The sequence below is a fragment of the Brevibacterium epidermidis NBRC 14811 genome, assembly GCF_001570805.1.
Classification (GTDB): Bacteria; Actinomycetota; Actinomycetes; order Actinomycetales; family Brevibacteriaceae; genus Brevibacterium; species Brevibacterium epidermidis.
The window spans coordinates 58,943-79,228 of sequence record NZ_BCSJ01000017.1 but is presented as its reverse complement, the minus strand read 5'-3'; the positions used below and the strand labels follow the sequence as shown (position 1 = coordinate 79,228).

Annotated in this window: 19 protein-coding genes and 4 tRNA genes; 18 read left to right on the top strand and 5 right to left on the bottom strand. The window is 64.2% G+C overall.

The window, feature by feature from the left end:
* Positions 1-178: 178 nt before the first annotated feature.
* Entirely contained in the window at positions 179-670 is a 492-nt protein-coding gene (locus BEP01S_RS16945; protein WP_039208913.1) for a YajQ family cyclic di-GMP-binding protein, read from the bottom strand.
* A gap of 160 nt (positions 671-830) precedes the next feature.
* Between BEP01S_RS16945 and BEP01S_RS14305 the strand changes: the two genes are divergently transcribed.
* A tRNA-Tyr gene (locus tag BEP01S_RS14305) sits at positions 831-912 on the top strand.
* A gap of 135 nt (positions 913-1,047) precedes the next feature.
* A complete protein-coding gene (locus BEP01S_RS14300; protein ID WP_039208910.1) occupies positions 1,048-1,578 on the top strand; it encodes a DnaJ family domain-containing protein in 531 nt (176 codons plus the stop codon).
* Here BEP01S_RS14300 and BEP01S_RS14295 read toward each other — a convergent pair.
* The gene (locus BEP01S_RS14295) at positions 1,543-2,883 is read right to left on the bottom strand and encodes an acyltransferase family protein (RefSeq protein WP_167348287.1); all 1,341 of its coding nucleotides are present in this window, start codon (positions 2,881-2,883) and stop codon (positions 1,543-1,545) included. The genes BEP01S_RS14300 and BEP01S_RS14295 overlap by 36 nt on opposite strands.
* 132 nt (positions 2,884-3,015) lie before the next feature.
* Between BEP01S_RS14295 and BEP01S_RS14290 the strand changes: the two genes are divergently transcribed.
* From BEP01S_RS14290 to BEP01S_RS14275, 4 genes are all read left to right on the top strand, one after another.
* A complete protein-coding gene (locus BEP01S_RS14290; protein ID WP_062244521.1) occupies positions 3,016-3,816 on the top strand; it encodes a glycerophosphodiester phosphodiesterase in 801 nt (266 codons plus the stop codon).
* Positions 3,817-3,950: 134 nt separating this feature from the next.
* Positions 3,951-4,023: transfer RNA gene (locus BEP01S_RS14285), tRNA-Thr, on the top strand.
* A 27-nt stretch (positions 4,024-4,050) separates the two neighbouring features.
* Positions 4,051-4,127 (top strand) — tRNA-Met (locus BEP01S_RS14280).
* A gap of 131 nt (positions 4,128-4,258) precedes the next feature.
* Positions 4,259-5,227, top strand: a complete 969-nt coding sequence (locus tag BEP01S_RS14275; RefSeq protein ID WP_062244518.1) for a hypothetical protein — start codon at positions 4,259-4,261, stop codon at positions 5,225-5,227.
* Between the two features lie 18 nt (positions 5,228-5,245).
* On the opposite strand, the gene BEP01S_RS14270 is transcribed toward BEP01S_RS14275, so the two are convergent.
* From BEP01S_RS14270 to BEP01S_RS14260, 3 genes are all read right to left on the bottom strand, one after another.
* Entirely contained in the window at positions 5,246-5,827 is a 582-nt protein-coding gene (locus BEP01S_RS14270; RefSeq protein WP_083532748.1) for a hypothetical protein, read from the bottom strand.
* Positions 5,828-6,012: 185 nt separating this feature from the next.
* Positions 6,013-7,269 (bottom strand): serine hydrolase domain-containing protein, encoded by a 1,257-nt coding sequence (locus tag BEP01S_RS14265; RefSeq protein ID WP_235354883.1) that lies wholly within the window; start codon positions 7,267-7,269, stop codon positions 6,013-6,015.
* Between the two features lie 124 nt (positions 7,270-7,393).
* Positions 7,394-9,118, bottom strand: a complete 1,725-nt coding sequence (locus BEP01S_RS14260; RefSeq protein ID WP_082018741.1) for a biotin carboxylase — start codon at positions 9,116-9,118, stop codon at positions 7,394-7,396.
* 184 nt (positions 9,119-9,302) lie between these two features.
* Between BEP01S_RS14260 and BEP01S_RS14255 the strand changes: the two genes are divergently transcribed.
* From BEP01S_RS14255 to adhP, 12 genes are all read left to right on the top strand, one after another.
* Positions 9,303-9,752 (top strand): FAS1-like dehydratase domain-containing protein, encoded by a 450-nt coding sequence (locus BEP01S_RS14255; RefSeq protein ID WP_062244512.1) that lies wholly within the window; start codon positions 9,303-9,305, stop codon positions 9,750-9,752.
* Entirely contained in the window at positions 9,749-10,192 is a 444-nt protein-coding gene (locus BEP01S_RS14250) for a MaoC/PaaZ C-terminal domain-containing protein (protein ID WP_062244509.1), read from the top strand. The genes BEP01S_RS14255 and BEP01S_RS14250 overlap by 4 nt, the downstream gene beginning before the upstream one ends.
* A complete protein-coding gene (locus BEP01S_RS14245) occupies positions 10,189-11,298 on the top strand; it encodes a UDP-N-acetylmuramate dehydrogenase (protein WP_062244506.1) in 1,110 nt (369 codons plus the stop codon). The genes BEP01S_RS14250 and BEP01S_RS14245 overlap by 4 nt, the downstream gene beginning before the upstream one ends.
* Before the next feature lie 10 nt (positions 11,299-11,308).
* Positions 11,309-12,955 carry a metallophosphoesterase family protein gene (locus tag BEP01S_RS14240; RefSeq protein WP_062244621.1) on the top strand — a complete coding sequence of 549 codons (1,647 nt, stop codon included), beginning with the start codon at positions 11,309-11,311 and terminating at the stop codon, positions 12,953-12,955.
* A 126-nt stretch (positions 12,956-13,081) separates the two neighbouring features.
* Positions 13,082-13,154 (top strand) — tRNA-Trp (locus BEP01S_RS14235).
* A 95-nt stretch (positions 13,155-13,249) separates the two neighbouring features.
* On the top strand, positions 13,250-13,528 hold the full coding sequence (gene secE / locus BEP01S_RS14230) for a preprotein translocase subunit SecE (protein WP_039206418.1): 279 nt from the start codon (positions 13,250-13,252) through the stop codon (positions 13,526-13,528).
* 82 nt (positions 13,529-13,610) lie between these two features.
* Positions 13,611-14,480: a transcription termination/antitermination protein NusG gene (nusG, locus tag BEP01S_RS14225; protein WP_062244504.1), complete on the top strand. Its 870-nt coding sequence runs from the start codon at positions 13,611-13,613 to the stop codon at positions 14,478-14,480.
* 296 nt (positions 14,481-14,776) lie between these two features.
* Positions 14,777-15,214, top strand: coding sequence for a 50S ribosomal protein L11 (gene rplK / locus BEP01S_RS14220; RefSeq protein WP_039206420.1), 438 nt, complete (start codon positions 14,777-14,779; stop codon positions 15,212-15,214).
* Positions 15,215-15,278: 64 nt separating this feature from the next.
* Complete coding sequence (gene rplA, locus BEP01S_RS14215; RefSeq protein WP_062244501.1) at positions 15,279-15,974, top strand: 50S ribosomal protein L1; 696 nt, start codon at positions 15,279-15,281, stop codon at positions 15,972-15,974.
* 214 nt (positions 15,975-16,188) lie between these two features.
* Positions 16,189-17,466, top strand: a complete 1,278-nt coding sequence (locus tag BEP01S_RS14210; RefSeq protein WP_062244498.1) for a helix-turn-helix domain-containing protein — start codon at positions 16,189-16,191, stop codon at positions 17,464-17,466.
* Positions 17,467-17,611: 145 nt separating this feature from the next.
* Positions 17,612-19,135, top strand: a complete 1,524-nt coding sequence (gene exaC, locus BEP01S_RS14205; protein ID WP_062244496.1) for an acetaldehyde dehydrogenase ExaC — start codon at positions 17,612-17,614, stop codon at positions 19,133-19,135.
* Positions 19,136-19,260: 125 nt separating this feature from the next.
* Positions 19,261-20,280, top strand: coding sequence for an alcohol dehydrogenase AdhP (gene adhP / locus BEP01S_RS14200; protein ID WP_025776632.1), 1,020 nt, complete (start codon positions 19,261-19,263; stop codon positions 20,278-20,280).
* Positions 20,281-20,286 lie beyond the last annotated feature (6 nt).

Below are 20,286 nucleotides of genomic sequence, written 5' to 3'. Positions count from 1 at the left end.
CACCCCGTCATAAGCGGGTCAAGGAGCGTCCCCGGACGTCAGAAGGGGACGTGTTCCGACATATTCGTCAGGTGAGCCGACGGCTGAGTTCTCCGAGGCCGCAACGTCTCGGGCAATAAAGACGCCGGCCCGGTGCGCACTGCTGAGTGCGCACCGGGCCGGCGTGGGGTGATGGCGATCAGCGGTAATTCGTGAACTGCAGGTCCACCTCGAGGTCCTGTCCCTTGAGCAGGGCGATGACCTCCTGAAGGTCGTCACGCTTCTTCGAGCTCACACGCAGCTCGTCGCCCTGGATCTGAGCCTTGACGCCCTTGGGGCCTTCGTCGCGGATGATCTTCGAGATCTTCTTCGCATTGTCCTTGTCGATGCCCTCCTTGAGGGATGCGTCGATGCGGTACTCCTTGCCGGAGGGGTAGGGTTCGCCGTCCTCGAGCGACTTCAGCGAGATTCCGCGCTTGACCAGCTTCGACTGGAAGACGTCGAGGATGGCCTTGACCCGGTCCTCGCTGTTGGCTTTCATCTGCACGGCTTCGCCGCTCCAAGCGATCGACGCATCGGTGCCGCGGAAGTCGTAGCGGGAGTTGATCTCCTTCGCAGCCTGGTTGAGTGCGTTGTCGGCTTCCTGACGGTCGACCTTGCTGACGATGTCGAATGAGGATTCGCTGGCCATGAATGCTCCTTTGTCTGCGATCGGTGGTGCCCGTCGAAAACGGGCGTGGCTGTTGCCTCCGAGTCTAGTCGAGGCCCCGAATTGTGATCTGTGTCTACCGAGTTGGTGATTCGGGTCCGCGCCTTGTATTCTTTTCAGGTGCTCATCGAGCGCCACCTGCGGCAGATTGCCCGAGCGGCCAAAGGGAGCTGACTGTAAATCAGCCGGCATTGCCTTCGAAGGTTCGAATCCTTCATCTGCCACGCAGAACGGAGAAGCTCCGTGACCGAAAGGTCACGGAGCTTCTCTCTTTTCCACCCCAGATCCCTTGCCCCGCGTCATTGTCGGCGCCTACCGTTTGAGAACGTAGATGAACTCCGCCGAGGAGGGGCGAGCCGATGAGCGATGATACTGACGATGCGCAGTCGCCTCGGCGTTTGAATTCGCTCGAGGATCGCAATGCCGTCGTCGAATCCGCCCTCGACAAGGCCATCAAACGCGGTGATTTTGACGATCTGCCGGGTCTCGGCAAACCGCTGTCCGGGCTGCACAGCTCCTCTGATCCCGATTGGTGGATCAAGCAGAAGATGGATTCCGAAGGCATCAGCGGCGTCGCTCCGGCAGCGTTCCAGTTGCGCAAGGAGAACGCCGTCCTCGAAGACACCGTCGACGCCTTCTCCACCGAATCCGACGTCCGCGACTACCTCGCCGGTTTCAACGCCCGGGTGCGGGAGGCGGTGATGGATCTGCGCGACGGCCCACCCGTGTTCACCCCGCCCCGCGACGTCGAGAAGGAAGTCGCCGCATGGCGGCAGCGGCGGAGCGCGAAGAAGAACGACACCGGCACCGAGGCGGCCCCAGAGGAGGAGTTCACCGACACGGAATCGGTGGGTTCACCTCGGCGATGGTGGCATCGCTTCCGCCGTTGATGAGGGAACGTCGGGTGCGCGCACGTTCGAACTCCCTCCGGCGAAGACGACCGCGATCGCGGTGCACACGAGGCCGAGCACGGCCAACGGAAGGTCGAGTCCGTAACTGGAGATCGCCAGGGATTGGAAGACGAACAGGGCGACGGCGATGACGGTGACGGCATCGGAGGGCCACCTCGGTGAGAGGATCGGCTGTGGGCTCTCCCAACGTTTCGTGACCGTCGAGATCGCCCACACGACGAGCAGGACGGCGACGACGAAGATCGGACGGCTCAGCCACCAGGCTCCGGTGCCAGGATCGGGCATCGGCAACCACAGCAGCTGGACTCCGGTGAGCAGGACGATCGCCGGCACATGCCACAGGTAGACGGACATGAGTCGGCTGCCGAGGAAGAACACGTTGGCTTGGGCGGGTCGAGTCTCCATGATCGCCGTCAGCGGCCGGTGGAGCAGCGTCAGCAGGGCTGCCTGGATGACGGCGAGGACGGCCAGCGGCAGGGTCGGCGGCCACTGATTCGTGAGCATGCTCGCCGAATATTCGCCGAGGATGACGAGCAGTCCCAGGCAGGCGAATCCGGCGACGATCATGACGAGATTCCACCAGCGGACGCGGGAGAACCAGCCGTCGCGCAGACAGAAGCCGATCTGCTGAGCGAAGAGCCAGACGAAGGCGACGTTGGGCAGACCGAAGAGTTCGTCACCGATGCCGTAGCCGTCGGCGGGGATCCGACCGAGCCCGAGGCCCTGGATGCCGACGACCAAGCGGACGACGTCGACGAAGAACGCTCCCGCGAAGAGGACGACGAGGGCCAGCCACGGATTGCGTTCATGCCAGCGGATCATCCACGGCGCCAGGGCCTGGGCGAGGGCGTATGCAGCGAGGAACCACAGGACGGAGCCGACGGGGACGGCGATGGCGTCGGCCAGATCGGGGTCGATGCCGAGTAACCGGACGGTGGTGAGAGCGGCAGTGAGGACGATGAAGAGCGGCAGCGCCGGAAGTGCGAGACGACGCAAGCGGGTGCGGACGAACGTCGAGGCGGATTCGCCGCGGCGCTGGGCCGATTCCCAGCCGACCTTGGCCGCGAAACCGCCGACGACGAAGAACATCGGCATGATCTCGGCGATCCAGGTGGCCGGGGCGAACCAGCGTTCGCCGGAGACCGGGTTGACGATGAAGGGGGAGCCGTCGGGATTGCGGCCGACCCCGACGAGCAGGAGGTGGACGAACACGACGACGAGCACGCAGACGACTCGGGCGAGGTCGAGGGTGAGATCGCGGTGGCGGGGGATCGAAGTGGTCACATGAATCAGCGTATGAGCGGTGTTCGCCGAATTCTGCGGAATCGGGTTCCAGATCGGTTGCATGACGAATCTGGCTTAGCTGGTCGACTATCTGTGTGGGACATCGCGCTCGGTGGGGCATAGGCTGAAGCCATGAGTTTTCAGCAGTTCCTCCACGAGCGGGGCATCGTCGAACGCCCCAGAGTCGGAAGCCGCCCACTGGTGATCGCCCATCGCGGCTATTCCGCGGTTGTTCCCGAGAACAGCCTTGCCGCGGTCGATGCCGCACGCGCCCTCGGCGTCGACTTCATCGAGGTCGATACCTCGACCAGCGCCGACGGTGTTCCCGTCATCCTCCACGACCCGGATCTCGACAGAACCACGAACCGGAAGGGGCCGGTCGTCAATCTCACCGCCGAAGAGCTGTCGTTCGTCGATGCCGGCTCTTGGATGGGTCCGGGATTCAACGGAGTCCGCATCCCGACACTGTCGGCCGTGATGAGGGACATCCAGCACCGAGGCGGCGAACTCCTTCTCGAGCTCAAGGGGGAGTGGTCGTCGGGTGCGGTGTCGAGAATCTCCGAGCTGGTGGTGGAGACCGGGATCGCCGATCGGATGGTCGTCCAGTCGTTCAATTTCGAGACGCTTGAGACCTGCCGAGACATGCTGCCGATGGTGGCTCGCTTCCTTCTGCGCATGGTCCCCAAGCCCGAGGACATCGAGGTCGCCCGGGATCTCGGGGCGGTGGCGATCAATCCTTCGTACAAGGGTTTCTCCATGCGCAAATCGGTCGTCACCGAGATCATGGACAACGACCTCGGTGTCTTCGTCTGGACTGCCGATGAGATGAACGAATGGCGGGAACTCCTCGGTGCCGAGGTCGACGGAATCATCACGAACCACCCCGGTCGCCTGCAGGGATTTCTTGCGGGCCGATTCGACCCGGTGAAATAGGCGTTTTCGCTGGTGACAGCGGTGCGGGTCGGGGTGCGGTGGCAGGTTTCACCGAAGAACCAGTGTCGTGTGAGTGACGTCACTGGTACCCGATTTGCCCAGAGCGCGCGAACCCGTGTAAATTCTTACCTGTTGCCCCGATAGCTCAGTCGGCAGAGCATCTCCATGGTAAGGAGAAGGTCAAGGGTTCGATTCCCTTTCGGGGCTCTCGTGCCGCCTAGAATGCGGCGCTGGGGCGGGGTAGCTCAGCTGGTTAGAGCGCACGACTCATAATCGTGAGGTCGGGGGATCGAGTCCCCCTCCCGCTACCAAACAAGACCCTCACCTGGGACGGATCCCGGAGTGGGGGTCTTTTCTTGTTCCCGTGCACCTCAGGTATGGTCATCGTCCGGTTCGGCAACTACTCTCGAAGAGACTGTTCGACCGACGTGGGAGATCGACGATGATCAACACAGAACTGTCCGACTGGCTCCTCGACTCCGACCCGTCCCTGCGATGGCAGGTCGAACGTGATCTCCTCAGCGCAGAGGACACGATCTGGCAGGGAACCCGCGCTCGAGTGGAGCACGAAGGCTTCGGTGCAGAGCTGCTGTCCCACCAGGACCCGGACGGGCAATGGGCAGGCGGGGCCTACTTCCCCTCCGACTTCACCTTCGACGATGACCGAGCCCAGCCGTGGACGGCCACGACATGGGTGCTCAAGGAACTGCGCGAATGGGGGCTGGCCGCCTCGGCGTTGGAAGGCACGGCAGAGAAGCTCGAATCGGCCCGCTGGGAATACGAGGATTTGCCCTACTGGGGTGGCGAAGTCGATGTCTGCATCAACTCGTGGACCCTGTCGAACGGCCTGTGGCTGGGTGCCGATGTCGACGACCTCGTCGATTGGTTCATCGACCACCAGCTGCCCGACGGCGGGTGGAACTGCGAATGGGTCGAAGGTTCGACGGTCGCGTCCTACCACTCCACTCTCAACGCGCTGGTGGGACTCCTCGACTACCAGAGGACCACAGGCGACAGCGGACGAGTTGCGGAAGCCCGCGCCAGGGGAGAGGAATACCTGCTGTTGCGGGACCTGTTCCGCAAGCTCAGCACCGGGGAGCCCTTTGAACGCCGCGCCCTCGCGCTCTTCCACCCTCGTCGGTGGTTCTACGGGATCCTGCCTGCACTCGACTACTTCCGCGAAGCGTCGAGCATCGACGGCACTGCCGCCGATTCCCGAATGACCGCGGCCGTCGAGTTGATCCGGTCGCGCAGGGGCGACGACGGGCGTTGGAACCAGGAGCACCGCCTCGACGGGGACGTCTGGTTCCACGCCGATGTTCCCGCCGGCGAACTGTCGAAATGGGTGACCCTGCAGGCCCAGCGGGTCCTCGACTGGTGGGACAGATCAGAGAACGTCTCGACGAACTGAGCAGAGCTGCCTCGGTGATCAGTCCTTGAAGTCGAAGTCTTCCTTGTCGATGCCGGGGAACATAAGTTCGTACTTGACCATCTTGTCCTTGTGGTCGACGATCTTCACCGTGCCGAAGTACTTCTTCCTGCCTTTGTAGGCGTCCTTGTCTTTGACGGAGACCTGGCACGATTTGAAGCCGTACCATTCATTGAGCTCCATATCGGAATCGCATTTGGCTTCCTTGACCTTCAAATCGAGCTTGTTCTCGAAGAGGTCGATGAGGTCGGCTTCGATCGATGAGGCCGGCACGACTCCGTTGCCCTTCTTGTCGATCTTCATGCCGTCATCGCTGGCCCAGTTCGTCGTCTTCGCAGCATCGGCGAACGGGTCGGTCGATTTCGTATCGGTCGGCTCCGCCTCGGCGGATTCAGGCTCTTCCGACTCGACGGCACCTCCGCCGAAGCCGCCCTTCTCGGTCTGCGCCGCTTCGGACTTCTGACCCTCGGCGGGTTCGTCCCCTCCGGAGCCTCCGCAGGCCGTCAGGGACAGGGCGAGTACGGTTCCAGCGGCGGCCGTCAGCAGGCGGGGCATCCAAGTGGACCGGCGAATCGGGGTCATCGTGTTTCTCCTTCGCGCTCAGGCGATCACAAGCGTTGTCGATACACCTTGATTCTGCCATGGCCGACTGCCGGAAACCCCGGCTCGGTGTGCAGATCCGGCGACACCTGTGGCGATTCGGACACATCCGGGCCGGGGCACGTTGCAGGCGAAGGCACGTGAGACTCCGAGGTAACAGGCTCCGCCTACTCCGCGGCGGGGGAGTTGACGGCCTTCGCGAGGGCCTCGAACGCGCGGATCGTCGGGAACAGCTTCCCCGCATCCTGCGGCAGCCCCCAGCTCGAGAGCTTCACACCGAGGACGTTGGCACCCGGGTTCATATAGATCATCTGCCCGTGGATGCCGAGAGCGAGGAAGGCATGCGAATCCGGGAACGGGAACCAGAACTGGTTGTGATATGCCCCGCCCGGCATCCGGTTGTCTCCGGGACCATCGGCGAATGCCTGACGCACATCCTCGGTGGTGGTGAGCGTATCGCCGATCCATGTCGTCGGAGCCACCTGCTGCCCGGTCAGCGACAGACCTCGGTTGGTGTAGACAAAGCCGAACCGGGCGAGATCGCGCAGCGTCGTGTTGATGCCGCCGTCGAACATCCCGACCCCGTACTGATCGGTGGCGATGATCGCATCCTGTTCGGCACCGATCCGCGACCACAGCACCCGCGACATGAGCGACTGCATGCGCTCACCGGCGATCTTCTCGCACACCCACCCGAGCACATCGGTCTCGCACGACCGGTATTCGAAGACCCCGCCGTGCTCGGACTTCGCCTCGAGCGTGGTGAGGAACTCATACATGCCGATGCCCGGGTTCTCCCGCTTCGCCTCGGACCAGCCGATCGACTCCTCGATCTGCCTGACCTCGGACTTCGGGTCGAGGTAGTCCTCGGAGAAGCGGATGCCCGAACGCATATCGAGGATATGGCGCACGGTCGCCCCGGCGTAGCCGGACTCGGCGAGCTCGGGCACATAGTCGGTGATCAGGCGGTTCGGGTCGAGGTCACCGGAACCGACGAGGACACCGGCGACGGTGCCGACGAGCGACTTGGACACCGACATGAGCAGATGCTCGGTCGACGCGCTCATCTCCCCGAAGTACTCCTCGGTGAGCACGGTCCCGTTGTGCATGAACATCCACGCATCGGTGTCGGTGGACTCGATGACGCTGCGAACGCTGCGCGCTTCCGAATACTCCGTCGCGGGAACCTCGACCTCGCCGAGGTCCTGCAGATCGGCGGGCAGCTCGGCCACCGGACCGGTGCCCCGGGAGATCGGCGTCGTGGGAAGGACCCGTGCGACGTTCTGGAACGACCAACGCACATTGTCCGGGTCCTGCCAATTGTCCCGGTCGATTCCGGCCGCCGGATCGACAGGCGCCGATGGGGTCACTGCCTGGTCTGCCGGGGGAGTGGCCGCGGTCTGCTCCGGTGACGGTTCGATCACTCTTCACCTCTGATTCTCGCATCGGTCTGTCCGCGGAACGGGTCCGCGGACGGCGGGCGGGCGCCGCCTCGGGTCGTGTTGAGACTATCACCGAGGCGGCTCTGCCCTACGTGGAAAAGCGGGCTCAGTCGCCCTTGGCCCCGGGTCCGCCCAAGGCCGGTGCCGGATCGTCCGGGACGACCGGAACCCCGGCATACATGGCCCGAATCGAATCGATGAAGTGCTTGGCGCGGATGCTCAGCGCATCGGAACCGCCGACGTTCGTCTGCAGCGGATTCTTCGTCACCAGCACTCCGAGGTCCGCACCCTTCCACCGATAGTCCCCGGCACCGAAGATGCGCAGGAAGAAGACTTCGCTGCCGTTCTGCAGCGGGTGCCAGTCCAGGGCCGCACGTTTGTACGTCAGTGTTCCGTACTGATCGAGATAATACTGGCCGGTCAGCGGCGAATGCGTGATGTACTCGGTGATCGGAGCCGTCTCCTTGATGATCATCTGGCTCCACTCGTCAGCTCCGGAGAGCTCCTCCCATCGTTCGTTGATCTCCTGGACGTCGAGGTCGAATTCGACGTCGAGGTATTCGAGAAGGTGGAACAGGAACAGCGGCACATCGGCGTAGGCGCCGGCCGTGACGTTCGTGATCGCCGAGGCCCCGGAGATGCGCGGATTGAGCTCGCCGAGGTAGCAGTCGTCGGTGTCGAGATCGACGAGGACGTCGACCTCGAAGAACCCCCGATAACCGCGCTTGCGCAGACCTTCGCCCATCTTGCGCACGAGCTCTCGGGTCTGTGCCCGCTGCTCGGCATTGAGCACATCGGGCTTCATCTCGTTGCCGCACCAACCGCCCTTGTACGGGGTGAGCTCGGCGAAGCCGGCCAGCTCGGTCAGATACGGGCCGACGAGGACGCCGCTGGAGGTGATGACCGCCTCGACGGCGACGGGGGTGTTGTTGATCCGCTTCATCACCTTCAGCTGCTCGCCGATGATGTCGTCCTTGTGCGTCTCCCAACCGGCGGCATCGGAGATGAAGAACGTCGTCTTCCCCGAATCACCATAGGGAGTCTGCACGACGAGATCCGAGCCCAGCCCCGCCTCGGCGGCGCGATCATTGAGCTCTTCATAGGTATCAGCGGTGGTCAGCACATTCGGGACGGAGAACGCGCCGGCCTCATTGCCGAGCTTCGTCGTCTCGATCTTCGAATCGAGCTGATTGCGCAGCGCCGCCGACGGCAGGATGAGGTCGTAGCCGAGTTCCCGGCAGATCCGCTCCGTCTCCTCGTCGAAGAAGACCATCGCCACCTTGACGCGCTCACCGTGGGGGACATTGCGCGTCATATGCGCTCGCACCTCCGCGTTGAGGAGCAGCCAATTGTTGATCGCCTCACCGGACTCGAACTCGACATAGGGCTTGTACCGCGGGGAGAAGACGCGCGGATGACCGCCGTCCCAGCCGTCGTAATAGGTGATGTACGAGAAGTTGCGCACCCACCGGTCGAGACCCAGCAGGTTGAACGGGGTGGCGCCGACGAAATAGATCGGGGTCTGATTCGTGCGGAAGAAGTGTCGGACCTCGGAGACGTTGCGCAGCGGTCGGCGCAGCTGGACTCGGTCGGCTTCCTTGCCGGCATAGGCGGCATCGGTGGCCACAGCCACCTCGACCTGTTCCGGGGCGTCATTGGCAGCCGCCGGTGCCGGACCGGAACCGGCGGCAGCGGCTGACGGGGCTGCGGGGGCACCGGGACCGGGGGAATGCGGTGAGGGGACCGCGACAGCATCTTTGACTCGTGCGCCGGGATTCGCCGTCTGTGCCTCGGGACTCTGCGGGCCGGCGTTGGGGGATTCGTTCGTCATCGCACTACTCCTTACCGAATGTGATGTGGACAACATATACCAGTTTCGAAGCCATGGGCCCGATGGTGCATCAATTGTGTGAACCGGATGCGAACGCGTGATCAATTCTTCGCCGGTGAGCGTTGCCTACAGGCCGTGCTTTAGGCTGGTGTCGATACTGACCCCAGTGGAAGAGAGAGCGCATATGCCGGTGAATACGGAGAAGCAGGGGGCCACGTTCACCCTGCCTCAGCCCTATGAGGTCTCCAGGGAGGCGATCGCGGAATTCGCGCTCGCCACGGGAGCGAGGGCCGATTACCATTTCGACACCGAGGCGGCCACCGCACTGGGCTACCGGGACGTCGTCGCTCCGACCACCTTCGCCGTGATCATCGCGCAGAAATCGGAAGCCGCCTATATCTCCGACCCTGATTCGGGCATCGACTTCTCGAAGGTCGTCCACGGCTCCGAGCAGTTCTCGTTCACCCGCCCCATCGTCGCCGGTGACGTCCTGTCCGCCGTGACCCATGTCGATGGAGTCCGAGCCGCCGGCAGCAACGCCATGATCACCACCCGCACCGAGATCACCGACGTCGCGCAGCAGCCCGTCGTCACCGTGACCTCGACCATCGTCGTGAGAGGAGACGGAGAATGAGCGCCATCGACTTCTCCACACTGACCATCGGAGACACCGTCGTGGAATCCGAGATCCCGCTGTCGCGTGCGTCCCTGGTCGACTACGCCGCAGCCTCGGGCGATCACAATCCGATCCACTGGAACGAGCGCTTTGCCCGCGAAGTCGGTCTCGACGATGTCATCGCCCACGGAATGCTCTCGATGGCGGCGGTCATCGCGCCGGTGGCCGAATGGCTCGGCGACCCAGGAGCGATCGTCGACTACCGGACCCGCTTCTCCGCACCCGTCGTCGTCCCCGATCCCGAAACCGGATCGCCGGCGACTCCGACGACCTCGCTCAAGCTCACCGCCACGGTCGGCGCCGTCGACCCTGCCGTCGGCACGGCCCGCATCGACATCACTGTGAAGTCCGGTGAGGCCGATGTCCTCAGCCGCACCCAGGTTCGGGTCTCCGCGTGACCGCAGTCCACCCGCAAGAACTGTCCGCGTTCACCACCTTCCGTCTCGGCGGACCGGCCCCGCAGGTCACCGTCGCGAACACTCGCGACGAACTGCTCGACTTCTGTACCGCCCATCCGCTCGGACTCAGCGGTGAGGAGCGGTCCGAAGTGCTGTTCATCGGCGGCGGATCGAATCTGCTCATCGCCGATGCCGGGTTCGACGGCGCGGTCTGCGTGGTCCGAACCTCCGGAGTCGAGACCACCGAGACCACGACGACCGACACCCGGGTCACAGCCGAGGCGGGGGAGGACTGGGACGCATTCGTCGCCCACACGCTCGACCTCGGTCTCTCGGGGCTCGAAGCGCTGTCCGGGATCCCCGGATCGGTTGGTGCGACCCCGATCCAGAACGTCGGCGCCTACGGCACGGAGGTCGGCGAACTCATCTCGTCGGTCGAGGTCTTCGATCGTGTGGCCGGTCAGATCCGCCACCTCACCGCCGTCGAACTCGAATTCGGCTACCGCACCTCTGCGCTCAAGCGCGCCCAGATCGCGGCCGGAACCCCACAGTTCGTCGTGCTCTCTGTGACTTTCGACCTCCAGCGCAGCGACGAATCGCTGCCGGTGCGCTACGCCCAGCTCGCCTCGACCCTCGACGTCGAGATCGGCACCCGCGTCCCGGCGGCGCGCGTGCGTGAGAACGTCATCGCGCTGCGCCGGTCGAAGGGCATGGTCCTCGACGCGGCCGACCACGACTCCTGGTCGGCAGGGTCGTTCTTCACCAACCCCATCGTCGACGACGCTGAGATCCTGCCCGCCGAGGCTCCTCGCTACCCGGTGACGGATCCGCTGAGCGGAGCGAAGATCGAGGGGAAGACGAAGACCTCGGCGGCCTGGCTGATCGAGCACGCCGGATTCTCCAAGGGCTTCAGCATCGGAGAGGGACGAGCCTCCCTGTCGACCAAACACACCCTGGCGCTGACGAACCGGGGACACGCGAGCGCAGCCGATGTGATCGATCTCGCCTCGACCGTCGTCGCCGGCGTCGAGGACGCCTTCGGCATCACCCTCGAACCCGAACCGACCTTCATCGGCTGCTCCATCGACGACGGGCAACATCCTTAGACTGGTGGCCGTGTCATCACGTCGGAGAATCACTGCACTCGTCATCACCCTGGCGGCGGTTGCGCTTGTGACCCTGCCCTGGGCGCTGTTCACCTCGCGGGCCGATCTCACCTTCGGCCCGCATGAGGCGCAGTACCGTATCACCGCGGACTCCCGGCTCACCGTCGACTTCGGCCCCTTGGGCAAAGTTCTCGTCCCCACCGAGGATGTCATCCCCCTCGGTCTGGGCGTGCACGTCGACATCGGTGAGATCCCCGTGTCCGGTGAGTCCGCCGACGACGAGCGACCCGCAGCCGACCCCGATGCGGTGGCGGACCCCGGTGGGGGATCCGTCGATGCCCTCGGCGGCGACATCGCCTCCTACGCCTCGCTGTTCTCGGCCCCGCAGGCGCAGATCGACGAGGTCATCGACGGACTCAGCCAAGAGATCCTCACCCGGTGGGCCCTGGCCGTCTGCGTCATCACCGGCGGACTCGTCGGACTGGCCCTCTTCCTCGGACCCACCCGGGTCGACACCATCATCCGCGCCTTCGTCGGCAAGGAGCTCCTCGGCATCGGGCTGGTGCTCGTCCTCGTCCTCACCGGACTGGGCACCGTCGTGCTCAACCGTCCGCAGCCGATCTCACCCGATCCCGCGTTCGAGGGCACGCCCCTGGCCGGATCCCAGGTCACGGGCCGCCTCGGTGGGATCATCGACACCGCGTTCGGTGCGGTGCAGGACTTCGCCGCCGACAACGACGCCTTCTATGACGATGTCCTCGAAACCCTGCGGGCGCAGTGGAACGACCGTCCGATCACCGGCAACTGGACCGACCGGGGACTCGTCCCGCCGGCGGGAGTCGGTGCACCCGCCGACAGCGGCGGTGAGGGCGAAGGACAGAAGGGCGTGACGACGTTCGTCTTCGGCTCCGATATCCACTGCAACATCGGAATGGCCCGCGTCGTCGGTGCGGTCGCGGGCATGAGCCGGGCCGATGCCTATATCGACGGCGGAGACATCTCCATGACGGGCACATCGGCAGAGAACTACTGCCTCGACGTCCTCGACGACGAACTGCCGGAGAAGCTGCCGCGCATGATCGTCAAGGGCAACCACGATTCGATGGGCACGACCCAGCACGCGAAGACCCGCGGTTGGAAGGTCCTCGAGGACTCGACTGCAGAGATGGCCGGGGTGAAGTTCTTCGGCGCCGCGGATCCACGTCGCACAGTGTTCGGGTCCGGTCCGCAGCTGGAGACGGACCTCACCGCCGATCAGTACGCGCAGCGACTGCGGGACGAAGCCTGCGAAGCCGATTTCGACATCATGCTCATCCACGACCCAGCCGTCGGCGGACCGAGTCTCCGTTCGGGCTGCACCGACTACGCTCTCAGCGGACACTGGCACCGCCGGGTCGGACCGGAGAACTTCGGCTCCGGAACCCGCTATGTCAACTCGACGACCGGGGGAGCGCTGGCGAATGCGCTGACACCGGGACCGCTGAAGATGAACGCGGAACTGAGCATCATCCGCGTCGACAACGAGACGAAGCGCCCCATCGACGTGCAGATCATCACCGTCACACCGGACAAAAAGGTGCAGATCGACCCGTGGATGCGGTTCCCCGAACCCAGGCCTCTCGTCGGCCAGCCGCCGGTCGACGAACCCGGTCGCTGAGTGAGCGTCGACACGTTCGAGACGCTGCTTCGAGGCTCGGTTCGACGAACGGCCGTCGGGCACGGTATGCTCGTTTCTCGTGGTCGGACACCACAGGGATCGACAAGATCGCTCAGGTCCGATCAGAGGGGTGTGGCGCAATTGGTAGCGCAACGGTCTCCAAAACCGTAGGTTGCAGGTTCGAGTCCTGTCACCCCTGCGCAGTTGACTCTGCCGAAGTCTCATCGGCCAGGCGCCGTCCTCGACAGGCACGAACAATTGTGAAGCCAAACGAAACCGACCGAGTGAGGATGTGTGAGCGACACACCGGCAAAGAAGACTGGCAGCGCACGCGACAGTGCCTCCGGTCCTAAGAAGCTCGGATTCTTCGGACGAATCCTGCAGTTCTTCCGCGAAGTTGTGGCAGAGCTCAAGAAGGTCGTCACTCCGACCCGGAAGCAGCTGCTCAACTACACGCTCGTCGTGCTGGGCTTCATCCTGTTCATGATGCTTCTGGTCATGGGCCTCGACCTGGTCTTCGGCAAGCTCGTCGGATGGGTATTCGGCGGAGCTCCACTGTGGCCCCTGTGGTGATACGGCCTCAGCCGTGACCCACCCCAAGCTCAAACTTCACTCCCAAACGGGAATCACAAAACGCGAAGCGAGGAATTGATCGGTGTCGGATACCAACTCACCTGAGCAGGAGACCCCTGAGACCCAGGACGTCACTCCCGAGGAGTCGGGTGCCGCTGTGGTGCCCGAAACCGAAGAGACGGCCAACGACGCCGAGGCGACCGCCGCCGAGACTGCTGACGTCGAGTCCGCAGACGAAGCCGTTGACGCCGATTCCGCAGAAGCTGCCGAATCCGCTGACGCGGCCGACGGCGAGCAGGACGACGCCGCTGAAGGCGACGCCGCCGATGAAGTCGACCCGGCCGAGGAGTTCAAGGCCGAGCTGCGCATGCAGGAGGGTGACTGGTACGTCATCCACTCCTACGCCGGCTACGAGAACCGCGTGAAGCAGAACCTCGAGAACCGCACCATCAGCCTCAACCTCGAAGAGTTCATCTTCGAAGCGCAGGTTCCGATGGAAGACGTCGTCGAGATCAAGAACGGACAGCGCAAGCAGGTCCGCCGTGTGCGCATCCCCGGCTACGTGCTCGTCCGCATGGAACTGACCGACGAGTCGTGGGGCGCCGTCCGCCACACCCCGGGTGTCACCGGATTCGTCGGCAACGCCTACGACCCCACCCCGCTGTCGATCGACGAGGTCTTCTCGATGCTCGCCCCGATCTTCGAAGAGCGCCAGGCCGAAGCCGCCGCTGCCGAAGGCCCCGCTGCCGAGGCCGCTGCGAAGTCCGCCCCGATCACCGAGGTGGAGTTCGAGGTCGGCGAGTCCGTGCTCGTCAAGGAGGGCTCGTTCGAGGGTCACCCCGCAACGATCCAGGAGATCCGTCCGGAGTCGCAGAAGCTCACCGTGCTGCTGTCGATCTTCGAGCGCGATGTTCCCGTCGAGCTCGGCTTCGACCAGGTCTCGAAGCTCTGACGACCGCATAGCTGTACTGATTGCCTCGGTGCGATCATGGCCGAAGGGGCCCGGATGTTTCCGGGTCCCTTCGGCGTTCCCCGGTTCGGCGGCATCAGGATGACCACGTCTGCGCGGGGAGGGGGCGGCCGCCTCGGCGAGATTTCGATCCGGTGATGCGCTTCACGGCATTTGCCCGCAGGCGTGGGCGCATGGAATACTGGTGTGGTTTGATCGCGGCCCTTATCGGAAGGCCGCAGTCGAACGATGTGCTGTATATGTCTGGCACATCGAAACCTCAAGATTAAGGACCGTACATGCCTCCCAAGAAAAAGGTAGCCGGCCTCGTCAAGCTCCAGATTCAGGCAGGTGCCGCTAACCCGGCTCCTCCGATCGGTCCGGCGCTTGCCCAGCACGGCGTCAACATCATGGAATTCTGCAAGGCCTACAACGCCGCCACAGAATCCCAGCGTGGAAACATCGTTCCCGTCGAGATCACCGTGTTCGAAGACCGTTCGTTCACCTTCGTTCTCAAGACCCCGCCGGCCGCGGAACTCATCAAGAAGGCCGCTGGAGTCAAGTCGGGTTCGGCCACTCCTCACACCGTCAAGGTTGCTCACCTGAGCGCCGACCAGGTGCGTGAGATCGCCACCACGAAGATGCCCGACCTGAACGCCAACACCCTGGATCAGGCCGACCGCATCGTTGCCGGAACCGCGCGTTCCATGGGCATCACCACCGACATCGAGGTCTGAGACCTCACCCCACTCAGTGGCAGGGCCCACGCAGCCCACACCACGACTGCAAGGAGTAAAGCAGATGGCAAAGCGTTCGAAGGCCTATCAGGCCGCGGCTGAGAAGATCGCCGCAGATGTGAACTACGAACCGGCTCAGGCAATCGCCCTGGCCAAAGAGACCAACGTGGCGAAGTACGACGCCACCGTCGAGGTCGCTCTCCGCCTGGGTGTTGACCCCCGCAAGGCGGACCAGATGGTGCGCGGCACCGTCAACCTTCCGCATGGTACCGGTAAGACCGCTCGGGTCCTGGTGTTCGCTGCCGGCGACCGTGCAGAAGCTGCCCGTGAAGCAGGTGCTGACTACGTCGGCTCCGATGACCTGCTGGAGAAGGTGGCCGGAGGGTTCACCGACTTCGATGCCGCTGTTGCGACCCCCGACATGATGGGCAAGGTCGGTCGTCTCGGTAAGGTGCTGGGTCCCCGTGGCCTGATGCCGAACCCGAAGACCGGCACCGTGACCATGGATGTCGCAAAGGCCGTGACTGACATCAAGGGCGGAAAGATCGAATTCCGCGTCGACAAGCACTCGAACCTGCACTTCATCATCGGAAAGGTCTCCTTCTCCGAGGAAGCTCTGCAGGCGAACTTCGATGCTGCGATCGACGAGATCCTGCGTCTGAAGCCGTCCTCGTCGAAGGGCCGCTACATCAGCAAGGCCACGATCACGACCTCGAACGGCCCCGCCGTTCCGGTCGACCACTCGGGTCTGCGCGTCTGATCGATGCATAGACAGAGGGCGGGAGCGAACATTCGCTCCCGCCCTCTTCTTTTCCCCAATTGCTACCTGACGGCGGCCCAGCAACCTCGCGCGAGGTATCTGGGCCGCCGTCAGGTAGTTCTGGGAGGGTGGGGCCTTGTTCAGGGACGGGTTCGCGATTAGATTATGAGCAGTCTCTTTTCCGACACCCGCCGATGGAGGTGGACCGTCCGCCATGAATTCGACGCTGCTGCTCGAAGACACCTATCAGCGTGCCGTTCGACGCGCACATGAGCGTCTGGCCGGACCATCGGAGACAAGCCTCCACCTGCCCTCGTCAGGACCCGGGGTGCGTGCCTCTGTCTTGGAATCATGGGACCGGTCTCTGGCCCGGCTGCGCGATCCCGACAGCGTCCAGGTTCAGGTCGCATACGAAGCCGACCGACTCGCCGAGGTGCGCCGACGCCATCCCTTCCATGCGATCATGCCGCTGCTGCGATCCCACCTCATCGAACCCGCCAAAGACGCCGGACTCCTTGCCGCGCTCGGCGACGAACAGGGCCGGCTGCTGTGGGTCGAGGGGGAGCGGGGCGTACGCAACCGCGCCGAAGCCATGGGCTTCGTCTCCGGCTCGGACTGGTCAGAAGAGGTCATGGGCACCTCCGCCCCCGCGCTGGCTCTGCGCTCGGGCCAGCCCGTGCAGGTCAGCCGTGCCGAGCATTTCGCCCCCGACGTCCATTCCTGGAGCTGCAGCGCGGTTCCCGTCACGCACCCGCTGACCGGGCAGGTCATCGGGATCATCGACGTCACCGGGGGAGACGACGCCGTGTCCTCCATCGTGTTGCCGCTGCTGTCATCGACGGCCAAGGCCGCCGGTGCCCAGCTGTCCCAACTCTTCACCCCGCAGCAGATGAACACCGGCGCCGAGGCGGCCGGAACCAGACTGACCGTGCTCGGTCCCAGCCCCGCCTTGGAAGGCCCCGACGGAACGCGGATTCCCCTGACCCGCCGTCATGCCGAAATCCTGTTGCTGCTGCACCGGTTTCCCGACGGCATCAGTGGTGCCGGACTGGTGGAGCGGCTGTGGACGGTCGGCGGTAGCGAAGTCACGGTCCGGGCGGAGATCAATCGTCTGCGCAGAACGATCGGCAGCCTCGGCGATCTGCGCATCGAAGCCCGCCCCTACCAGCTGTGTGGTGACGTCGATTCGGATCTCGAGCGGACCGTTCAGGCACTGGCCAGCGGTGACGCGGATTCGGCCCTCGAGCAGTTCACGGGATCCGTCCTGCCGGACTCCGACGCGCCGGGAGTGCGCGAGATCGGAGCGGAGGTCGATGCGCTCATGCGCGCGACCCTGCTGCAGGACGGAACCTGGCAACAGCTGTGGCGGTTTGCGAACCTGCCGGACTTCCGCGACGACGTCGAAGTCCTCATGACCGTGCTGCGCCTGGCCCCGCCCGAGGCCGCCGAGCGCAACGCCGCGGTCGTGCGCCTGGAGGCGCTGGGTCTCTGACCTCGGCGAACCCATACTGGTTCGGCGTACGGGACGGTGCGGTCGCCTCGGCGATGTGATGCAACCCACATGCAACGTTGCGCTCGGTAGCGTCGTGGTCACACGGAGATAATCCGGCGGAATCAGACGCATCAAAGGAGTTGCAATGACTGTCTACGCACAGCCTGGTCAGGACGGGTCGCTCGTCACTTTCAAGTCCCGCTACGAGAACTTCATCGGCGGTCAGTGGGTGCCGCCGGTCAAGGGCAACTATTTCGAGAATCCCAGCCCGGTCACCGGAAAGACCTTCACGGAGGTCCCGGCCAGCACCGCTGAGGACATCGAGCTCGCACTCGACGCCGCGCACAAGGCGGCTCCGGCCTGGGGCAAGACCTCGGTCGCCGAACGGGCGAACATCCTCAACAAGATCGCCGACCGACTCGAGGAGAACCTCGAGATGGTCGCCGTCGCCGAGACCTGGGACAACGGCAAGGCGATCCGCGAACCCCTCAACGCCGATCTGCCGCTGGCGGTCGACCACTTCCGCTACTTCGCCGGAGCGATCCGGGCGCAGGAGGGCGGACTCTCGCAGATCGACGAGGATACCGTGGCGTACCACTTCCATGAGCCGCTCGGTGTGGTCGGTCAGATCATCCCCTGGAACTTCCCGATCCTCATGGGTGTGTGGAAGATCGCGCCGGCACTGGCCGCGGGCAATGCGATCGTGCTCAAGCCCGCCGAGCAGACTCCGGCGTCGATCCTCGTCCTCGTCGAACTCATCGCCGACCTGCTGCCCGAGGGCGTGCTCAACGTCGTCAACGGCTTCGGTCTGGAAGCCGGTAAGCCGCTGGCGTCGAACAAGCGGATCTCGAAGATCGCGTTCACGGGTGAGACGACGACCGGTCGTCTGATCATGCAGTATGCCTCGCAGAACATCATCCCCGTGACGCTTGAGCTCGGCGGAAAGTCGCCGAACATCTTCTTCGAGGATGTGCTGGCCAAGGACGACGCGTACGCGGACAAGGCCCAGGAGGGCTTCACGATGTTCGCTCTCAACCAGGGCGAGGTCTGCACCTGCCCATCGCGTGCGCTCATCCAGGAATCGATCGCCGATCCCTTCCTCGAGAAGGTCGTGGCCAGGACGCAGAAGATCGTCCAGGGCAACCCGCTCGACACCGACACGATGATGGGTGCGCAGGCTTCGAACGACCAGTTCGAGAAGATCATGTCCTACCTCGACATCGGTCGTCAGGAAGGCGCCGAGGTGCTCACGGGCGGCGGTAAGGCCGAACTCGATGGGGATCTGGCCGGCGGCTTCTACGTGCAGCCGACGATCTTCAAGGGCACGAACAAGATGCGCATCTTCCAGGAGGAGATCTTCGGGCCCGTCGTCTCGGTCGCGACGTTCTCCGATTATGCCGACGCGTTGGCCACGGCCAATGACACGCTCTACGGCCTCGGCGCCGGAGTCTGGTCACGCGACGGCAACACCGCCTACCGGGCCGGTCGTGAGATCCAGGCCGGACGCGTGTGGGTGAACAACTACCACGCCTACCCAGCACATGCTGCCTTCGGCGGGTACAAGGCATCGGGCATCGGACGCGAGAACCACAAGATGATGCTCGACCACTACCAGCAGACGAAGAACCTGCTCGTCAGCTACTCGGAGAACGCCCAAGGCTTCTTCTGATCCCAATTGCTACCCGACGGCGGCGCAGCAACCTCGCGCCAGGTATCTGGGCCGCCGTCAGGTAGTACCAACCAAAGTTCAAACCCCGCATCGCCTCATCAACCATCATCACAAAGGAGCGAATGATGTCCGCAATGAAAGCTGCAGTGGTCGAGGGCTTCGGCCAGGAACTCGTCGTCGGAGACAATGCGATTCCCGAACCCGGCCCGGGTCAGGCTTTGGTCAAACTCATCGCCTCCGGTGTCTGCCACACCGACCTCCATGCTGCGCACGGTGACTGGCCGGTCAAGCCGAAGGTGCCGCTGATCCCGGGACATGAAGGAGTCGGCGTCGTCGAGAAGGTCGGCGAAGGCGTCACCGATGTCGAGGTCGGACAGATGATCGGCAACGCATGGCTGTGGAGCGCGTGCGGAACCTGTGAGCACTGCCGTCAGGGCTGGGAGACCCTCTGCGAATCGCAGGTCAACGGCGGCTACGGCATCGACGGCTCCTTCGGCGAGTACATGCTCGTCGACACGAAGTTCGCTGCCATCATCCCCGACGGTGCCGATCCCTATGAGATCGCCCCGGTCCTGTGCGCCGGCGTCACCGTGTACAAGGGACTCAAACGCACCGAGGTGAAGCCGGGCCAGTGGGTCGTCATCTCCGGAATCGGCGGACTCGGCCACATCGCCGTCCAGTACGCAGTCGCCATGGGCATGCGCGTCGTGGCCGTCGATGTCGCCGACGACAAGCTGGCGCTGGCGAAGAAGCACGGTGCCGAGATCACCGTCAACGCCTTCGCCGAGGATCCGGCCGAGATCATCCAGGACAAGATCGGCGGCTCCCACGGAGTCCTCGTCACCGCCGTCCACCCGGCCGCGTTCGGTCAGGCGATCGGAATGACTCGCCGAGGCGGCACTATCGTCTTCAACGGACTGCCGCCCGGCGATTTCCCGGCCCCGATCTTCGACATCGTGCTCAAGGGTCTGACGATCCGCGGTTCGATCGTCGGCACCCGGCAGGACATGGTCGAGGCGCTCGAGTTCTATGCCGCCGGCAAGATCCACCCGACGTTCACGAAGCGTCCGCTCGAGGACATCAACGCGATCTTCGATGAGATGATCCACGGCAAGATCGACGGGCGCGTCGTCATCGAATACTGACGAACA

Excerpts from the sequence above, each read along its gene's own strand:
- BEP01S_RS14210 (WP_062244498.1), top strand. The coding sequence starts at position 16,189 with ATGAATTCGACGCTGCTGCTCGAAGACACCTATCAGCGTGCCGTTCGA.
- BEP01S_RS14290 (WP_062244521.1), top strand. The coding sequence starts at position 3,016 with ATGAGTTTTCAGCAGTTCCTCCACGAGCGGGGCATCGTCGAACGCCCC.
- exaC (WP_062244496.1), top strand. The coding sequence starts at position 17,612 with ATGACTGTCTACGCACAGCCTGGTCAGGACGGGTCGCTCGTCACTTTC.
- BEP01S_RS14250 (WP_062244509.1), top strand. The coding sequence starts at position 9,749 with ATGAGCGCCATCGACTTCTCCACACTGACCATCGGAGACACCGTCGTG.
- rplK (WP_039206420.1), top strand. The coding sequence starts at position 14,777 with ATGCCTCCCAAGAAAAAGGTAGCCGGCCTCGTCAAGCTCCAGATTCAG.
- BEP01S_RS14275 (WP_062244518.1), top strand. The coding sequence starts at position 4,259 with ATGATCAACACAGAACTGTCCGACTGGCTCCTCGACTCCGACCCGTCC.
- rplA (WP_062244501.1), top strand. The coding sequence starts at position 15,279 with ATGGCAAAGCGTTCGAAGGCCTATCAGGCCGCGGCTGAGAAGATCGCC.
- BEP01S_RS14270 (WP_083532748.1), bottom strand. The coding sequence starts at position 5,827 with ATGACCCCGATTCGCCGGTCCACTTGGATGCCCCGCCTGCTGACGGCC.
- BEP01S_RS14300 (WP_039208910.1), top strand. The coding sequence starts at position 1,048 with ATGAGCGATGATACTGACGATGCGCAGTCGCCTCGGCGTTTGAATTCG.
- adhP (WP_025776632.1), top strand. The coding sequence starts at position 19,261 with ATGTCCGCAATGAAAGCTGCAGTGGTCGAGGGCTTCGGCCAGGAACTC.
- BEP01S_RS14260 (WP_082018741.1), bottom strand. The coding sequence starts at position 9,118 with ATGACGAACGAATCCCCCAACGCCGGCCCGCAGAGTCCCGAGGCACAG.
- BEP01S_RS14255 (WP_062244512.1), top strand. The coding sequence starts at position 9,303 with ATGCCGGTGAATACGGAGAAGCAGGGGGCCACGTTCACCCTGCCTCAG.
- BEP01S_RS16945 (WP_039208913.1), bottom strand. The coding sequence starts at position 670 with ATGGCCAGCGAATCCTCATTCGACATCGTCAGCAAGGTCGACCGTCAG.